This is a genomic window from Paraburkholderia sp. RHO2, from assembly GCF_050955445.1.
In the GTDB taxonomy this organism is placed as follows: Bacteria; Actinomycetota; Actinomycetes; order Mycobacteriales; family Mycobacteriaceae; genus Prescottella; species Prescottella agglutinans_A.
The window spans coordinates 752,169-769,136 of sequence record NZ_CP162617.1 but is presented as its reverse complement, the minus strand read 5'-3'; the positions used below and the strand labels follow the sequence as shown (position 1 = coordinate 769,136).

General features: G+C 67.1%; 16 protein-coding genes. 7 read left to right on the top strand and 9 right to left on the bottom strand.

The genetic code is table 11. The features are described 5' to 3' along the window. Positions 1 to 3: 3 nt before the first annotated feature. A complete protein-coding gene (gene hsaA, locus ABTV10_RS03470) occupies positions 4 to 1,179 on the bottom strand; it encodes a 3-hydroxy-9,10-secoandrosta-1,3,5(10)-triene-9,17-dione monooxygenase oxygenase subunit (protein ID WP_499032575.1) in 1,176 nt (391 codons plus the stop codon). Positions 1,180 to 1,369: 190 nt separating this feature from the next. On the opposite strand from hsaA, the gene ABTV10_RS03465 reads away from it, so the two are divergent. After that, positions 1,370 to 2,527 (top strand): 3-ketosteroid-9-alpha-monooxygenase, oxygenase component, encoded by a 1,158-nt coding sequence (locus ABTV10_RS03465; RefSeq protein WP_433609819.1) that lies wholly within the window; start codon positions 1,370 to 1,372, stop codon positions 2,525 to 2,527. Between the two features lies 1 nt (position 2,528). Further along, positions 2,529 to 2,861: a hypothetical protein gene (locus tag ABTV10_RS03460; protein WP_433609817.1), complete on the top strand. Its 333-nt coding sequence runs from the start codon at positions 2,529 to 2,531 to the stop codon at positions 2,859 to 2,861. A 79-nt stretch (positions 2,862 to 2,940) separates the two neighbouring features. On the opposite strand, the gene dmpG is transcribed toward ABTV10_RS03460, so the two are convergent. Further along, positions 2,941 to 4,023 (bottom strand): 4-hydroxy-2-oxovalerate aldolase, encoded by a 1,083-nt coding sequence (gene dmpG, locus ABTV10_RS03455; RefSeq protein ID WP_499032572.1) that lies wholly within the window; start codon positions 4,021 to 4,023, stop codon positions 2,941 to 2,943. Further along, positions 4,020 to 4,922 carry an acetaldehyde dehydrogenase (acetylating) gene (locus ABTV10_RS03450; protein ID WP_499032570.1) on the bottom strand — a complete coding sequence of 301 codons (903 nt, stop codon included), beginning with the start codon at positions 4,920 to 4,922 and terminating at the stop codon, positions 4,020 to 4,022. Before ABTV10_RS03450 ends, dmpG begins: the two co-directional genes overlap by 4 nt. A 172-nt stretch (positions 4,923 to 5,094) precedes the next feature. Between ABTV10_RS03450 and kstD the strand changes: the two genes are divergently transcribed. The 3 genes from kstD (at position 5,095) to ABTV10_RS03435 (ending at position 9,632) form a co-directional block, all read left to right on the top strand. Then, complete coding sequence (kstD, locus tag ABTV10_RS03445) at positions 5,095 to 6,786, top strand: 3-oxosteroid 1-dehydrogenase (protein WP_499032567.1); 1,692 nt, start codon at positions 5,095 to 5,097, stop codon at positions 6,784 to 6,786. Between the two features lie 14 nt (positions 6,787 to 6,800). Then, entirely contained in the window at positions 6,801 to 7,661 is an 861-nt protein-coding gene (gene chsH3, locus ABTV10_RS03440; RefSeq protein WP_499032565.1) for an enoyl-CoA hydratase ChsH3, read from the top strand. A 108-nt stretch (positions 7,662 to 7,769) separates the two neighbouring features. After that, a complete protein-coding gene (locus ABTV10_RS03435; RefSeq protein ID WP_499032562.1) occupies positions 7,770 to 9,632 on the top strand; it encodes a cholesterol oxidase substrate-binding domain-containing protein in 1,863 nt (620 codons plus the stop codon). A 179-nt stretch (positions 9,633 to 9,811) separates the two neighbouring features. Here ABTV10_RS03435 and ABTV10_RS03430 read toward each other — a convergent pair whose 3' ends face one another. Continuing rightward, the gene (locus ABTV10_RS03430) at positions 9,812 to 10,804 is read right to left on the bottom strand and encodes an RNA-guided endonuclease InsQ/TnpB family protein (protein ID WP_499032560.1); all 993 of its coding nucleotides are present in this window, start codon (positions 10,802 to 10,804) and stop codon (positions 9,812 to 9,814) included. Positions 10,805 to 10,893: 89 nt separating this feature from the next. On the opposite strand from ABTV10_RS03430, the gene ABTV10_RS03425 reads away from it, so the two are divergent. Beyond that, the gene (locus ABTV10_RS03425) at positions 10,894 to 11,298 is read left to right on the top strand and encodes a CD225/dispanin family protein (protein ID WP_499032557.1); all 405 of its coding nucleotides are present in this window, start codon (positions 10,894 to 10,896) and stop codon (positions 11,296 to 11,298) included. A gap of 273 nt (positions 11,299 to 11,571) precedes the next feature. On the opposite strand, the gene ABTV10_RS03420 is transcribed toward ABTV10_RS03425, so the two are convergent. The 4 genes from ABTV10_RS03420 to ABTV10_RS03405 form a co-directional block, all read right to left on the bottom strand. Continuing rightward, positions 11,572 to 12,408, bottom strand: coding sequence for a mycofactocin-coupled SDR family oxidoreductase (locus ABTV10_RS03420; protein ID WP_499032554.1), 837 nt, complete (start codon positions 12,406 to 12,408; stop codon positions 11,572 to 11,574). Positions 12,409 to 12,572: 164 nt separating this feature from the next. Continuing rightward, entirely contained in the window at positions 12,573 to 12,902 is a 330-nt protein-coding gene (locus ABTV10_RS03415) for a DUF202 domain-containing protein (RefSeq protein ID WP_499032552.1), read from the bottom strand. Between the two features lie 2 nt (positions 12,903 to 12,904). Further along, a complete protein-coding gene (locus ABTV10_RS03410) occupies positions 12,905 to 13,261 on the bottom strand; it encodes a YidH family protein (protein ID WP_499035124.1) in 357 nt (118 codons plus the stop codon). Positions 13,262 to 13,557: 296 nt separating this feature from the next. Next, positions 13,558 to 14,475 carry a TauD/TfdA dioxygenase family protein gene (locus ABTV10_RS03405; RefSeq protein WP_499032550.1) on the bottom strand — a complete coding sequence of 306 codons (918 nt, stop codon included), beginning with the start codon at positions 14,473 to 14,475 and terminating at the stop codon, positions 13,558 to 13,560. Positions 14,476 to 14,869: 394 nt separating this feature from the next. On the opposite strand from ABTV10_RS03405, the gene ABTV10_RS03400 reads away from it, so the two are divergent. Further along, complete coding sequence (locus ABTV10_RS03400) at positions 14,870 to 16,390, top strand: MFS transporter (protein ID WP_499032548.1); 1,521 nt, start codon at positions 14,870 to 14,872, stop codon at positions 16,388 to 16,390. Here the strand turns inward: ABTV10_RS03400 and ABTV10_RS03395 are convergent. After that, complete coding sequence (locus ABTV10_RS03395) at positions 16,333 to 16,965, bottom strand: TetR/AcrR family transcriptional regulator (protein WP_499032546.1); 633 nt, start codon at positions 16,963 to 16,965, stop codon at positions 16,333 to 16,335. The two genes, ABTV10_RS03400 and ABTV10_RS03395, sit on opposite strands and share 58 nt — an antisense overlap. Positions 16,966 to 16,968: the final 3 nt, after the last annotated feature.

Below are 16,968 nucleotides of genomic sequence, written 5' to 3'. Positions count from 1 at the left end.
CCCCTAGACCATCGTGTCGGTCAGCGGCAGGCCGAACTCGGCGCCACCGAACATCACGTAGGCGCGCTCGGCGTCGTTGGCCGCATGGACCCGGCCGGCGTGCGCGTCACGCCAGAACCGCTGGATCGGAGTGCCGTTCGCGAGTGCCGTGGCACCCGAGTTCTCGAACAGCAGGTCGATCGACGCGATGGCGCGCCCGGTGGCACGCACCTGGTCGCGACGAGCGCGCAGGCGCAGCTCCATCGGAATGTCCTCGCCGGCAAGGAGATGCGCGTACTCGTCGGCGACGTTGCCCGACAGTTGACGCCACGCGGCGTCGATGTCGCTGGACGCCTCGGCGATACGGATCTTGGCGAACGGGTCGTCCTTGGCCTTCTCGCCGGCGTAGGCCGCCCGCACACGCTTGCCCTGGTGCTCGACGTGCGCGTCGTACGCGCCGTACGCCATGCCGACGATCGGAGTGGAAATCGTCGTGGGATGGATGGTGCCCCACGGCATCTTGTACAGCGGTGCGGTGTTCTGCTGCAGGCCCGGAGCGGTGAGGTCGCTCATCGCCTTGAAGCTCAGGAAGCGGTGCCGCGGCACGAACACGTCCTTGACGACGACCGTGTTGCTACCGGTGCCGCGCAGGCCGACGACGTTCCACACGTCGTCGATCTTGTAATCCTCGCGGGGGATCAGGAAGCTGCCGAAGTCGACCGGGCGGCCGTCCTTGATGACCGGTCCGCCGACGACGACCCACGTCGCGTGGTCGCTGCCCGACGACCAGGCCCAGGCACCGTTGACCTTGTAGCCGCCGTCGACGACCTCGCCGGCGCCCATCGGCGCGTACGAGGACGAGATCCGGACGTCGGTGTCCTTGCCCCAGACGTCCTCCTGTGCCTGCTGGTCGAACAGCGCCAGATGCCAGTTGTGGATGCCGAGGATGCCCGCGACCCAACCGGTGGATCCACACGCGCTCGCGATGTTGCGCACCGCGGTGTAGAAGGTGACGGGATCGGCCTCGATGCCTCCCCACTGCTTGGGCTGCACCAACCGGAAGAAACCGGTCTCCTGCAGAGCCTTGATGGACTCGTCGGGGATGCGGCGAAGATCCTCGGTCTCCTGCGCGCGTTCACGCAGCACCGGCAGTAGCGCGTCGATCCGCTGCATCACCTCGCGGCTGTCATGGTCACCCACTGGACGCTCCCGTCTGTAATCGATGTTCACTTGTTCCTGAGACTAGAACACGTTCTCTTCCATGTCGAGAAAACCTGAATTCCACAGGTAATCGGTAGTCGGTGCGGATACCAGGCACGCGAAATCTAGCGGAATCGAGCGAAGTTCTATAACGTGTTCTACCAACAGCTAGAAGGGATGTGAGGTACTGATGGCGCAGATTCGTGAGATCGATGTGGGAGCTCCGCAGACGCGTTTCGCACGCGGTTGGCACTGCATCGGCCTGGAGAGCGAATTCCTCGACGGCAAGCCGCACGCCGTGGAGGCGTTCGGCACCAAGCTCGTCGTGTTCGCCGACAGCCAGAACAAGCTCCATGTGCTCGACGCGTACTGCCGGCACATGGGCGGCGATCTGAGCCAGGGCGAGATCAAGGGCGACTCGGTCGCGTGCCCGTTCCACGACTGGCGCTGGGGCGGCAACGGCAAGTGCACCGACATCCCCTACGCCCGTCGCGTGCCGCCGATCGCGCGAACCCGCTCGTGGATCACGCTGCAGGAGAACAAGCAGCTGTTCGTGTGGAACGACCCCGAGGGCAACCCGCCGCCGGAAGACGTCACGATCCCGCATCTGCCGCAGGTCTTCACCGACGAGTGGACCGACTGGAAGTGGAACCGGATCCTCGTCAAGGGCTCCAACTGCCGCGAGATCGTCGACAACGTCGTGGACATGGCGCACTTCTTCTACGTCCACTTCGGGTTCCCGAAGTACTTCAAGAACGTCTTCGAGGGCCACGTCGCAACGCAGTACCTGCAGAACCACGGCCGTCCCGACGTCGGGAACATGGGCACCCAGTACGGCGAGTCGGTCCTGGACTCCGAGGCGTCGTACTTCGGTCCGTCCTACATGGTGAACTGGCTGCACAACAACTACAGCGGGTACAAGGTCGAGAGCCTGCTGATCAACTGCCACTACCCGGTCACGCAGGACTCGTTCGTGCTCATGTACGGCGTGAGCGTGGAGAAGCCCAAGGGCCTGGACGACGCCACCAGCGACAAGCTGGCGACCAAGTTCACCGAGGGCGTGGCCATGGGCTTCGAGCAGGACGTCGCGATCTGGAAGAACAAGACCAAGATCGAGAACCCGCTCCTGTGCGAGGAGGACGGCCCGGTCTACCAGCTGCGTCGCTGGTACGACCAGTTCTACGTCGACGTCGCGGACATCGACGAGAAGTCGACGCAGCGCTTCGAGTTCGAGATCGACACCACCAAGGCCGTCGAGGCGTGGCAGCGCGAGGTCGACGAGAACCTGGCGCGCCAGGCCGCTGAGAAGGCTGCCGCCGAGGCCGCCGAGCACAAGACGGGGGTGTGACATGACCTCGACCTGGGCCAAGGCCCCGAACTACGCAGACAGCCCGGCCCGGGTCGAGGCCGTCCGCGCACAGACCGCAGCCGATCTGCACTCGTACCTCGAGGAGGGACTCGACGAGGTGGAGTGCCGCACGTGCGGGACGTGCGTGCTCGTTCGCAAGAACAGCTACAAGCACACCAGCATCCAGTGGCAGGACGACCCGGCGAAGGTGTGTCCGGAATTCACCGGATCCGGCGGCCGGACCGGGTCGCGGCAGACCTGCCCACGTCTGCTGAACAGCATCAACCACGCGGTGATGGAGGGCATCCTCGAGGTGCGCGACACCCAGTCGTAGTAGGTGTGGGGGGCGGTAGAAGGAAGGGGCGCGCATCCGAGCGGATGCGCGCCCCTTCCTTCTCGTTCCGGGTGCGGAACTAGCTGCTCGCGGACTCGCGCTGCAGCTCGAGCGCGATGTCGATGAGCTGGTCTTCCTGGCCGCCGACGAGCTTGCGCTTGCCGGCGCGCACCAGCATCTCCGCGGCCGAGACGCCGTAGCGCTCGGCCTGCAGTTCGGCGTGCTTGAGGAAGCTCGAGTACACGCCCGCGTACCCCATCATGAGGGCCTGCCGGTCGAGCAGGCACTCGGCCGGCATCGTGGGACGGACGACGTTCTCCGCGGCCTCGGCGATCGCGAAGAAGTCGATGCCGGTCTTGACCCCGATCTTGTCGCACACCGCGACGAGCGCCTCGACCGGGGCGTTGCCGGCGCCGGCCCCGAAACGGCGAGTGCTGCCGTCGATCTGCCTGGCGCCGGCCCGGACGGCGGCAATCGAGTTCGCCACGCCCAGACCCATGTTCTCGTGCCCGTGGAAGCCCACCTGCGCATCGCCGCCGAGTTCCTGGACCAGAGCCTCGACACGCTCGGCGACCTGCTCGAGAACGAGCGCTCCCGCCGAGTCGACGACGTACACGCACTGGCAGCCGGCGTCGGCCATGATGCGGGCCTGCTCGGCCAGCTTTTCCGGCGACACGGTGTGCGCCATCATCAGGAAGCCGACCGTCTCGAGACCACGGTCTCGGGCCAGGCCGAAGTGCTGGACGGAGACGTCGGCCTCGGTGCAGTGCGTTGCGATCCGACAGATCGACGCACCGTTGCCCTGCGCCTCGACGATGTCTTCCTTGACGCCGACGCCGGGCAGCATGAGGAACGCGATCTTCGCCCGCTTCGCCGTGTCGACGGCGATCCTGATCAGTTCCTGCTCGGGGGTCCTCGAGAAGCCGTAGTTGAACGACGAGCCACCGAGACCGTCGCCGTGGGTGACCTCGATGACCGGCACGCCGGCCCCATCGAGGGCGGTGACGATGTCGCGCACCTCCGCACCGGTGAACTGGTGCCGCTTGTGGTGCGATCCGTCGCGGAGCGAGGTGTCGGTGATCCGAATGTCCCATGCGCCGTCGAAGTGGATGTCGCCCGGCCGGTTCGCGGTCTTGCCGCCGCTGTCGCTCATGTCGCTCATGCCTCCACACTCAGAAGCTGCTGGGCTATCTCTTCGCCCACCTTGGTTGCCGCCGCGGTCATGATGTCGAGGTTGCCGGCGTACGGCGGCAGGAAGTCGCCCGCACCTTCGACCTCGACGAAGGTGGTGACGGTGGCGTGCCCGCCCGACACGACGGTCGGGTCGGCGAACTGCGGTTCGTTGAGCAGTCGGTAGCCGGGCACGTACTGCTGGATGTCCGCGACCACCCGGTGGATCGACTCGGTGATCGCGCCGCGGTCCGCGTCCTCCGGGATGGCGCAGAAGATGGTGTCGCGCATGATCATCGGCGGATCCGCCGGGTTCAGGATGATGATGGCCTTGCCCCGACGGGCACCGCCGATCACCTCGACGCCACGGCTGGTGGTCTTGGTGAACTCGTCGATGTTCGCGCGCGTGCCGGGACCGGCGGACACCGACGCGACCGACGCGACGATCTCCGCGTACGGCACGTCGACGACGCGGGAGACCGCGTACACGATCGGAATCGTGGCCTGACCCCCGCACGTGATCATGTTGACGTTCGGGGCGTCGAGGTGCTCGCGCAGGTTCGCCGGCGGCACGACGGCCGGGCCGACCGCCGCCGGGGTGAGATCGATTGCGCGGATCCCGTGTTCGGCGTACTTGGGGGCGGCGTCGCGGTGGACGTACGCGGACGTCGCCTCGAAGATCATGTCGGGCTTCTCGGACTGGCCCAGCAACCAGCCGACGCCCTCGGCCGACGCCTCGAGCCCCATCGTGCGGGCCCGCGCGAGTCCCTCGCTGGCAGGATCGATGCCGATCATCCAGCGCGGCTCGAGCCACTGGGATCGCTGCAACTTGTAGAGCAGGTCCGTGCTGATGTTGCCGGAACCCACGATCGCGACACTTGCCTTCGTCATGTGAACTCCTACTCGAACCGCAGGATTCCGCGACGAGCCCAGACGAACACCGACACCACGAACGAGACTGCAACGCGTGTTCGTTTGCCAACGCCACGGTCGGATGCCTCCAGCCATACTTACTGGCAGAAAGCATGGACTGGCAGCCCCCCCATTCTATAACGTGTTCTACATGAGCAAGCAGGAATACGACATCGTCGTCGTCGGCAGTGGTGCTGCCGGTATGACCGCCGCCCTGACCGCCGCACACCAGGGCCTGAGCGTGGTCGTCGTCGAGAAGGCGGCCCACTACGGCGGCTCGTCCGCGCGGTCGGGCGGAGGTGTCTGGATCCCGAACAACGAGGTGCTCCAGCGTGACGGCGTCACCGACACCACCGACGCGGCACGCACCTATCTGCACAGCATCATCGGCGACGTCGTCGACCCCCAGAAGATCGACACCTACATCGACCGCGGCCCGGAGATGCTCTCGTTCGTGCTGAAGAACAGCGCGCTGGAACTGCAGTGGGTGCCGAACTACTCGGACTACTACCCGGAGGCACCCGGCGGACGCCTCGGCGGGCGCTCGGTCGAGCCGACCCCGTTCGACGGCAACCGTCTCGGCGACGACCGCAAGAACCTCGAGCCGGACTACGTGAAGGCGCCCAAGAACTTCGTCATCACCCAGGCCGACTACCGCTGGCTCAACCTGCTGATGCGCAACCGCCGTGGCCCGGTGCGCGCGATGAAGGTCGGCATGCGCTTCCTGGCCGCGAAGGCACGTGGCAAGGATCTGCTCGTGCGCGGCCAGGCCCTGATGGCCGGTCTGCGGATCGGTCTGCGCGACGCCGGTGTCCCCATCCTGCTGAACACCCCGCTCACCGAGCTCTACACGGAGGGTGACGTCGTGCGCGGCGTCAAGGTGCTCGTCGACGGTGAGGAGCAGATCATCCACGCCCGCCACGGTGTGGTCCTGGGCTCGGGCGGCTTCGAGCACAACGACGAGATGCGCAAGAAGTACCAGCGCGCACCGATCGGCACGGAGTGGACCGTGGGTGCCAAGGCCAACACCGGCGAAGGAATCGTCGCCGGTCAGAAGCTCGGCGCGGCAGTCGACTTCATGGACGACGCGTGGTGGGGTCCGTCGATTCCGCTCACCGGCGGCCCCTGGTTCGCGCTGTCCGAGCGCACACTGCCCGGCTGCATCATGGTCAACACCCGCGGCAAGCGCTTCGGCAACGAGGCCGCCCCGTACGTCGAAGCCGTCCACACGATGTACGGCGGCGAGTACGGCCAGGGCGAGGGCCCTGGCGAGAACATCCCCACCTGGATGATCCTCGACCAGCGCTACCGCAACCGGTACACCTTCGCCGGCATCACCCCGCGTTCGCCGTTCCCGGGCCGCTGGCTCAAGGCCGGAATCATCGTCAAGGCCGGCACGATCGCCGAACTCGCGGAGAAGACCGGGCTGCCCGTCGACGCCCTCACCGAGACGGTGGAGCGGTTCAACGGCTTCGCCCGCAACGGCAAGGACGAGGACTTCGGCCGCGGCGACAGCGGATACGACCACTACTACGGCGATCCGCGCCTGAAGAACCCCAGCCTCGCCGAGATCAGCAAGGCGCCGTTCTACGCGATCAAGATGGTCCCGGGCGACCTCGGCACCAAGGGCGGCATCGTGACCGACGTCAACGGCCGCGCGCTCCGCGAGGACGGCTCCGTGATCGCGGGCCTCTACGCCGCGGGCAACTGCAGCTCCCCGGTCATGGGACACACCTACGCCGGCCCCGGCGCGACGATCGGTCCCGCGATGACGTTCGCGTACCTCGCCGTGCTCGACATCGCCGACCGCGCCCGTGCCGCTGCGGAATCCGTGGCGAACTGACAGGAGATACACCAGTGCCTATCGATCCGTCCATCGCGATCGGAGCCGAGCTCCCCGCCCAGGAGTTCTCCTGGACCCCGTCGGACGTGCAGCTCTACCACCTCGGGATCGGCGCGGGAGCCCGCCCACTCGAGTCCCAGGAGCTGCGCTACCTCGACGACGCCAAGCCACAGGTGCTGCCGACGTTCGCGACGGTCGTCGCGAACATCCATGCGACCGAGGCCCCGCGCGTGTCGTTCCCCGGTGTCGAGATCGACCTGGCAAAGGTCGTCCACGGCAGCCAGGAAGTGACCGTGCACCAGCCCATTCCGGCCAGCGGGTCGGCGCGGACCACCACCCGCATCGTGGAGGTGTGGGACAAGGGCAAGGCCGCGGTGATCGTGCAGGAGTCCTCGACGGTGACGCTCGACGGATCGCCGCTGTGGACGGCGCGGTCGTCGATCTTCGCGCGCGGCGAGGGCGGGTTCGGGGGCGAACGCGGACCGTCGGAGTCCGTCGCGCTCCCCGACCGTGCGCCCGACGCGGAGGTGCTCTCGCCCGTCCTCCCGCAGCAGGCGCTGCTCTACCGCATGTGCGGAGATCGCAATCCTCTCCATTCGGATCCCGAATTCGCCTCCGCGGCAGGCTTCCCTGCGCCTATCCTTCATGGGCTGTGCACATACGGGATCGTGTGCAAGGCGGCAACCGACACCGTCCTCGACGGTGATGCCGACCGGGTCAAGGGATTTCGGGCCCGGTTCGCCGGTGTGGTCTACCCCGGCGAGACGCTTCGGACCCGGATCTGGCGCGACGGCGACCGACTGCTGCTTTCGGCAACGGTCCCCGAGCGCGACGATTCGCCGGCCCTGGCGGACGTCGTGCTCACCGTTGCGTAGCGGGCGCACGCCCGAACAGCTGTACCGGTCGGGTCGACGTGCTCGTCGACCCGACCGGACATAACTGCACCCTTTGCTGTTTCCCCCTCGACACCATGGAGTACACGAATGACGTCAATCGACGAGCAGCCTCGGCTGTCGCGGCGAGGATTCCTCGCGGCAGGCGCCGGCGCGCTGGCAGCCGGCGCAGTGGTCGGCGGCTGGACCCCCGCGTTCGCGGTCCCGGCCGGATCCCTCGGATCCCTCGGCGCCGGATCCTCGGGCTCCCTCGGATCCCTCGGCGGGGCCACCCAGCTGCCCACTCCGCCGAACTTCCCGGAAGACATCTCGCTCTTCCAGCAGGCGTACCAGAACTGGTCCAAGGAGATCATGCTGGACGCAACCTGGGTCTGCTCGCCGAAGACGCCGGAGGACGTCGTGCGGCTCGTCAACTGGGCGCACGAGAACGGCTACAAGATCCGTCCCCGCGGCGCGATGCACGGCTGGACGCCGCTGACGGTCGTCAACGGCTCCAACGTCGAAAAGGTGATCCTCGCGGACACCATGACGCACCTGAACAGCGTCAGCGTGAACACGGGCGGGTCGCCGGCCACCGTCACCGCGGGTGCCGGCGCCACCCTCGACGCGATCGTGACTGAGCTGCAGAAGCACGGCCTGGGATGGGCCAACCTGCCGGCTCCGGGTGTGCTGTCCATCGGTGGTGCGCTCGCGGTCAACGCGCACGGCGCGGCGCTGCCCGCCGATGGTGAACAGACGCTGCCCGGCGCCACCTTCGGCTCGCTGAGCAACCTCGTCACCGAGCTCACCGCGGTGGTGTGGGACGGCAACAAGTACGCGCTGAAGACCTACCAGCGCAACGATCCCGGCATCCTGCCGATGCTCACCAACCTGGGCCGCTGCTTCCTGACCTCGGTGACGATGCAGGCCGGCCCCAACGTGCGCATGCGGTGCCAGAGCTTCACCGACATCCCGTGGGAGGAGCTGTTCGCCGCGAAGGGCGCCTCGGGCCGGACGTTCGAGAAGTACGTCGCCGAGTCCGGTCGCGCCGAGGCGATCTGGTACCCCTTCACCGACAAGCCCTGGATGAAGGTGTGGACGGTCACGCCGGACAAGCCGGAGGGCGGGAGCGGTAGCTCCGGCTCGCTGGGCTCGCTGGGCTCGTTGGGCTCGCTCGCGGGCAAGCCTGCGGGATCGCGCGAGGTCACCGGTCCGTACAACTACGTGTTCTCCGACAACCTGCCGGAGCCGATCACCGACATGATCGCCGCGATGAACGCCGGAAACCCGGCCATCGCACAGCAGTTCGGTCCGTCGATGTACGAGATCACCAAGCTGGGCCTGGCCGCGACGAACTCCAGCGACATCTGGGGCTGGTCGAAGGACGTCCAGTTCTACATCAAGGCGACGACGCTGCGTCTCACCGAGGGCGGCGGCGCCGTCGTGACGAGCCGCGCCAACATCGCGACGGTGATCCACGACTTCACGCAGTGGTTCCACGAGCGCATCGAGTTCTACCGCGCCCAGGGCAAGTTCCCGCTCAACGGTCCGGTCGAGATCCGCTGCTGCGGCCTCGACGAGCCCTCGGACGTCAAGGTGGCGTCGGCCGGCTCGCCGACCATCGCGGCCACCCGTCCGCGTCCCGATCATCCCGACTGGGACGTCGCCATCTGGCTGAACGTTCTCGGCGTCCCGGGCACCCCCGGCATGTTCGAGTTCTACCAGGAGATGGAGCAGTGGATGCGGTCGCACTACAACAACAACACCGCCACGTTCCGCCCCGAGTGGTCGAAGGGCTGGGCGTTCGGCCCCAACCCGTACACCGACACCGACATCATCACGAACAAGATGCCCGCCACCTACCGTGAGGGCGTTCCCACGACGGACAACTGGGACACCGCGCGGGCGCGGTACAACCAGCTCGACCCGCACCGCATCTTCTCGAACACCTTCATGGATCAGCTGCTCCCGTAACCCGGGCAGATCCTGGTACCGACGCCGGTGGCGCCGCGCACACGAAGCGCACGCGCCACCGGCGTCGTCGTATCCACGCGCGACCCGCCGTCGGCGTACCGTCGAGAGTGATCGGTGACAGACGCGAACGAGGGAGCTTTCTTAACGCTTCTCCTGCCTAGAGGTAGGAGATTTCAAGCTCAGACCGCAACCGGACATCCACCCTGGAGGGGGTGATCAGATTGTCTGACGTCGTCGACACTCGTGTGACCGCGTTCTGCCACAGCCAGGATCACCCTGGCAGCGTTCCGATCCCGAGCGTCGGCGAAACCGCAGCCGGGACATCGGAAGGTTCGTTCGGCGAGTCCGAGGTGCTGCTTGGCTCTCGCGAAACACCTCGAACACGTCATCGTCGTGTAGGCGGGCCGCACCAACATCACCCTCCGGCCGGCCCGCACACCACGATGCGGCTTGAAGTCCTCGACCGCGATCAGGCCGTGGCGCCCGACGACGCGTTTCGCCCACACACGGGTGTCGTGCCGGCTCTGTCGGGCCGCCTTCCTGTGCAGCCTCGCCGCCTCCCGCCGCGCACGCCCGTAACCCCGCGACTGCGGGCCACGCTTGCCGGTGCGACGGCGAGCCATCTTCCGCTGCGCTTTGCCGAGTTCCGCAGCGCACCGTTTACGGTGGCCAAGATACGGCAAATCGAACGCCTCATCCGTCGTGGTGGCCCAGTGCCCCAGCGCATCCCGGATGATCCGGACACTGGTCGGCTCCGACGGCAACTCCCGCGACCACACCGCTGCCACAGAAACGCTCTTCGGCAGCAGCAGTCGGCCGTCACGGATCTGGAACCCACGGCGCGTGAACTCCAACGACAACAGTGCCTTCTTGCGGGACTTGAACGCCGGCCGGCCCCGACCCTTCACCGCGAACGACTGGTCCAACGCTTGGGCGTACGTCCGCAACGTCTGCTGCTGCGCAACCTGCGACCCGTCCCGCAACCACGCATTGTGGGACCGCGCTGCCGTCAACAGCTTCGACAATCGCCCGAACGACGGCCTGCCACCCGACTGCTGCTGATGGACAGCCTCGTTCCACAAAAACCGGCACCGATGCCATTCGTCGGCCAGCACCCGCCGCGCCCGCGCCCCCGGGCGCAGACGATGCGTGTACCGCACCACTTCCTCCACACGCGGCAACCTAACCGAGACCACCGACAGAAAGGGGGACGGCGCTTCCATTCCCCTGGAAACGAGGGAGTATCCGCGCCAAACATCAGATGACATCGAGCAATCCGGACCCCGTTCCTCCCCAGTCTTCTTCCGGCCCGACGGAACCCGCTCCGCCTCCGCCCCCTCCGCCACCACCGGCCGCCCCGCAGCAGGCGCCGGGCCCGCCGTCGAGCAATGCCGGCTGGGCGGTCGCCGCGCTGGTCGCGTTCTGGCCGCTGGCATTCGCGGCATTCAGCAACGCGTTCGAGGTGTACCCGAGGTGGGCCCGCGGCGACTACGCCGGTGCCCAGTACGCGTCCGATCGGGTCCGCAAGCTCGGTCAGTTGTCGCTGTGGATCCTCGGCGGAATCCTCGTGCTGGTCGCGATCGCCTACATCGTCATGGCGGCGGTGTGGATCTCGCACGGCGGCTACGACGACAACTGGCACCGCCACGGACCGATGGACTGGTAGGCACTCACCGCACCGGGACCACCGCTCCCAACCAGAAGAGCCGATCCCGCCCGGTTGTCGCCGGCACGGCGACCGCCTGACCATCACGGTCGACGAGGCCAGGACGGCAGCGCCCACGGCACTCGCGGACGACGTGCCGACCGCCCGAACCAGGCTGTTGACGCTGTTGGCCGAGGGCGCTTCCTCTCCCCCGTGAACGAGGGAGTATCCGTGCCGAACGCCAGATGACGAGCCCGCTCCGCGCGGTGCGCGGAGCGGGCGACGGGTCGGTGATCACCCGGTCACGCGGGCGGCATTACCAGCGTCGATCGGGAGCACGGTGCCGCTGATGTGCGCACTGGCCTCGGCGGCGAAGAAGAGCACGGCGCGGGTGATCTCGAAGGGGTCGAGCCACGGAACCGGCTGCGCGTGCAGGGACTGGAAGACCGGGGCGACGTCGTCCATCGTCGGCGCTTCCAGGTCGGGACGCATCATCGAGTACAGCGCCTTGTTATGGATCATCCCGGTCGAGATGTTCCCCGGCGCAATGGCGTTGACGGTGATGCCGTTCCGCGCGAGATCCAGTGCGGCGCTCTTCGTCATGCCGATGACGCCCCACTTGGACGCGGCGTAGGCCACCATGTTGGTGTTGCCGGCGCGACCGAGCATCGAGGAGATCGTGACGATCCGGCCGTAGCCGCGCTCGATCATGCCGGGCGACACCGCACCGATCGTGTTGAAGACGCCGGTGAGGTTGCTCCCGATCGCCTCGTCCCACTGCGCCGACGTCATCGACTGCACCGGGGCTGCCACCGAGACGCCCGCATTCGCGACCGCGATGTCGACGCGGCCGAATTCGGACTCGGCGCGCTTGACGAGGTCGTCCATCGCCCCGCGATCGGCAGTGTCCGCCTTGACCGCGATGCACTTGCGGCCGGTCGCCTCCACGAGACGGACGGTCTCCGCCATGTCCTCCTCGGTGCCGAGCGGGTAGAACACCGAATCGCTGTCCTCGCACCGGTCACAGATGACGATGTCGGCGCCGCGCTCGGCGAATGCCACGGCGTGCGAGCGGCCCTGCCCCCGGGCTGCGCCCGTGATCAGTGCGACCTTGCCTTCGAACTCCTCCATGCTGCTGCTCTCCTCGAGATCGGGGACCGTGACGACACACGGGGTCCGCATCTATCACTACCCGCCCAGGGTGTGACACCGGACACAGGTCCCGGCCAGCGGGAAGTTTGCGCGCCCCCACGGAACCACAATTGACGGTCCCGTTGGGGAATGCGACGCGAACGTCACCGACCGACGACGAGAATGACGACCGCCGACACCGCGGCGAGGGCGATCACCGTGACGGTCAGGCCGAGCATGATCACGAACGGGTACACGACGCGGCCGGCGCCGAAATGCTCACTGGCCCGTTCGTACCGGCGGCGCGCGGTCACCACGACCACCGACGCCGACGCTATCGCCCACATCCCGATCACCTGCACCACGACCGACGATCCCGGCACGTACCGCAGGCACAGGAAGGCGACCGCGGCCAGGCTCGCGGCGGTGCGCACCCACGCGAGTGTCGTGCGCTCGGGCTGCAGTCCCGGGTCCTGGTGGGCCGGGGCGGCCACGGTCAGCGCACCACCACGATGAGCAGGGTGACGCCGGCGCCGGCGATCAGACACGACAGCAGCGCCGCGATGGCGGGCACCGGCAGGCTACGCCCCTTGCGCATCGCCGCCTCGACCGCCATCCACCGGGCGAACGCGAAGATGACGAGCAGGACCGCGCCGACGAGCAGACCGACGACGAGGACGGTGTGGACCTCGGGTCCGACGACGTCGGTCCCGAACGCCTCGAGTCCGACCGCCGCCGCGATCAATCCGAGCCCGGTGCGAACCCACGCGAGGAAGGTCCGCTCGTTGGCGAGCGTGAACCGCGGGTCCGGATCGTCCCCTTCCCGGAACGCCTTCGGTCGCCACCCTCGCATCGTCACCGCGCCCGGTCCTCCTTGCTCGTCGATCCATTCGACAGACGTAACGCCTCAGCACAGCATCTGTGAACCTCACCTTACGCACGGTCGGCGCCGGAAGATCGCCGGGCGACGCGAGCCACCGGCGGTAGATGCACCGGAACATGCCGTCTGCCCGTTCGATCGAGACGCGGCCCGGCCGTCCGGTCCGACGATCACTTCGGGCACTTCGTTGTGCTGCAACGTGATTCCGCCGGTACCCAAGGTCGCGACGAGTGTGGGCCTCCCGCACCGGCCGGGTGTTCGACCGTTGGTCAGTCCGGAACGTCACCGAGAATGGCGACGCGCTCCATCACTCGCCGGTGCGGAAAGTAGTCGCTCGCCGCGTAGTGCTGCGTGGCGCGGTTGTCCCAGAACGCGATCGAGTCGGGCTGCCACCGGAACCGGCACTGGAAGTCCGGCACCTTGGCCTGATCGAAGAGGTGGCGCAGCAACGCCTCGGCCTCGACGGGATCCATGTCCGGGATGTGGGTGGTGAACAGGCTGTTGACGAACAGCGTCCGGCGTCCGGTCTCGGGATGGATCCGGACGATCGGGTGCTCGACCGGCGGGTACTGCTCCTTCATCGCGGCCAGCTTCTCGGGACCCATCGAACGCCCGAACGACGGCACGAAGTCGTGCACCGCAACGCGCCCGTCGATCTTCTCCTTGACCTCGTCGGACAAGCAGTCGTATGCGTTGCCCATGTCGGCCCACAGCGTGTCGCCACCAGCCGGCGGGACCTCCAACGCGCGCAGCACCGATCCGAGCGGCGGCCGCTTCTGCCACGTCACGTCGACGTGCCAGATGTTCTCGGTGCCCGGGTTGTCCTCGCCGCGGTCGAAGTGGACCACCTCGGGCACGTCCCCCTGCGGCAGGAGTGGGTGGACCTCGAGTTCCCCCCAGTGCCTGGCGAAGTCCCGGTGCTGAGCACCCGTGATCCGCTGATCGCGGAAGAACACGACCTTCCATTCGAGCAGTGCGCGGCGGAGTTCCTCGACGACCTCGTCGCTCGGATCGCGGAGGTCGACACCGTGGATCTCCGCCCCGATGTACGGCGTCACCGGCCGCACCTCGAACTGTTCGTACGGGCGCGACTCGAATCCATCAGCGCACCTTCGCATTCCACGGGGACCGAACTCGATCGAATGGCTACCGATGTCGACCGTTCGACTATTGGTCAGTGTTGCCATGCACGCCTCCTGCTTTCGAGAGATCCCGCTCCGAACGCGCCACCGCCCGACGCCCTCGCGACCCGATGCAGGCGTCGAGAACGTCTTCGGGAAGATATCAGTCAGTGACTTAAATCGTCAAGACACTGACTTAAAGCACGTAATCCCCTGCCCGATAGGATGATTGAAAGAGTCGACCCCCAGGGCCGACGAAGTGATACGTTCCGCTGAGTGGGATCCGCGTCACATTGAAGCGGGGCGTGTGACTACCGTCTCGCTACCGGGGCGGGCTTCCCGCCCTCCCCCGACTTCGTCGACCGCGCCCCCGCCAGGCATCTCCCATTCTCCGACGAAACACGCTGGGAGGCAGACTCCCTGCAGTACTCGTCGATCGCCACACGAGCAAAGGACAACGATGGCGCTCACCCTCACCCCGGTTCGAGGCAAGGTTCCACGAGCCCGAATCTTCGCAGTACTCGCCGTGATCATCTTCTTCTCGGAGATCGCGACCTTCGAGATCCTCATGGTGTACCCGGCGATGCCGCACATGGCGGTGGCCTTCCAGACGTTGAACATCGCCTGGGTGGTCTCGATCGTCACGCTCACCGGCGCGACGCTCATGCCACTCATCGGAAAGGCATCGGACAAGCTCGGCAAGAAACGCGTGATCCTCTGCCTGGCCGTCGTCTTCGTGCTCGGCAGTCTCGTGTGCGCGACCGCGACCACGTTCGCCGTCCTGCTCGCGGGTCGCGCAATGCAGGGTGTGCTGGTCGGGATCGTCGCGCTTTCGTACAGCCTCGTACGCGACATCATGCCCCGCGACTTCGTGCCAGTCGCGCTCGGCATGGTCGCGACCGGCATCGGCATGTCGGCGGTGGCAGGGTCGTTCATCGCCGGCTGGCTGATCGACGGCTTCGGGTTCCACGGGGTCTTCTGGTTCATGGCGATCTACCTCGCCGTGCTGATCCCCCTGTACTGGGCAGTGGTGCCGGAGAGTTCGGTGCGTACCGACCGCCCGGTGGATTACCTCGGCACCACGCTTCTCGGCCCCGGCGTCGCGGTTCTGCTCCTGGGTATCACGAAGGGCGGCGAATGGGGTTGGTCGGCGACGAGCACTCGCGGTCTCCTCCTGCTCGGCGTGGCGATGCTCGTGGCGTTTGTCGTGTGGCAGCGCGTGGCTCCGCACCCGCTCATCGACCTGAAGATCCTCTTCGGTCGCAAGTTCGGTCCCACGTTGCTGGCGGTCGCCGGACTGACCTACATGATGAATGCTTACTCGATCCTGATGCCGACCATGCTGCAGACTCCCGCGGGATTGCCCGGAATCTCCTACGGTGCAGGACTTTCCGCTCTTCAGTGGGCGCTGTGGACCTGCCCGCTCGGCATCACGGCGATGTTCTCTGGGCCGCTGGGCGGTTACCTCGCCAAGCGGATCGGGGCGCGCCAGGTTCTGCTCGCTTCCGGAGCCTTCTTCCTGATGACGATGTTCCTCGGTAGCCAATTCCTCACGTTGCAGTGGCAGGTGGCCTTGCTGAGCGCGATCGCCGGATTCGCGGTGGGCTTCTTGCACTCGTCAAACGCCAACCTGGTGCAGGACGCGCTGCCGCCCGAGTCGAGCGGTGTGGGCACCGCGATCGCGGGCGTGGCGATGCAGCTGTGCACGGCGATCGCCGTGACGGTCACCGGCCTGGTGATGTCGCATTACGTCCTGGCGGTCAACCCGCAGACGCACGCGGTCCTCTATGCGGACGAGGCGATCACGCGCGGTTTCCTCTACGCCGGCGCGGTCGGACTCGTCGGCATCGCGGTCGCGCTCGCGATGAAGCACGGCCGCAGGCCAGCAACGGGGGGACTGGAGTCCTCGATATCGGACGGCGGTCAGTCCGAGGCCGAGGCCGGGGCCTCCAACGCTCCCACCGACATGTCCACCAGATGACGCACAGTCTCGTCGAAGTTCGCGTCCACCAGCGAGTTCCCGCTGTTGCGCCGCTGCTCGAAGGCGGCGAGCGCCGAGACTGCCATGTTCAGCATCAGGTCCACGCGGATGACCGCGACCCGACGCGGCAGATGATCGAGCGCCCGGATCAACCGGGCGGACACCTCGCGACTGGACTCTGTAACCTCCGACAGATCGGAGCTCACGATGTCGACCGACGGGGAGACGCGAGCGATGAACTGCGCATAGTACGAGTCGGTTCCCGAGGTCCGGAGGTAGTCCGCGAGCGGCACGACCACCGCCTCGACCAGCGCCCGCACGTCGTGCCCGCGATCTTCCTCGTCCAACCGCTCGAGGTACGCGGACCGAGTCGCGTTGATATCCCGCATCCGCCTCCGGAAGACCTCGAGAACGAGGCCCTCCCGCCCCCCGAAGTGGTACTGCACGGCCGAATTGTTCTTCTGGCCGGCGGCGGCCGCGACGTCGCGCATCGACACGGCGTCGATGCCGCGCTCGGCAAACATCCGCTCGGCGGCTTCGATCATGGCGCTTTTCGCGTTTCCAGGGTTCGACACGCC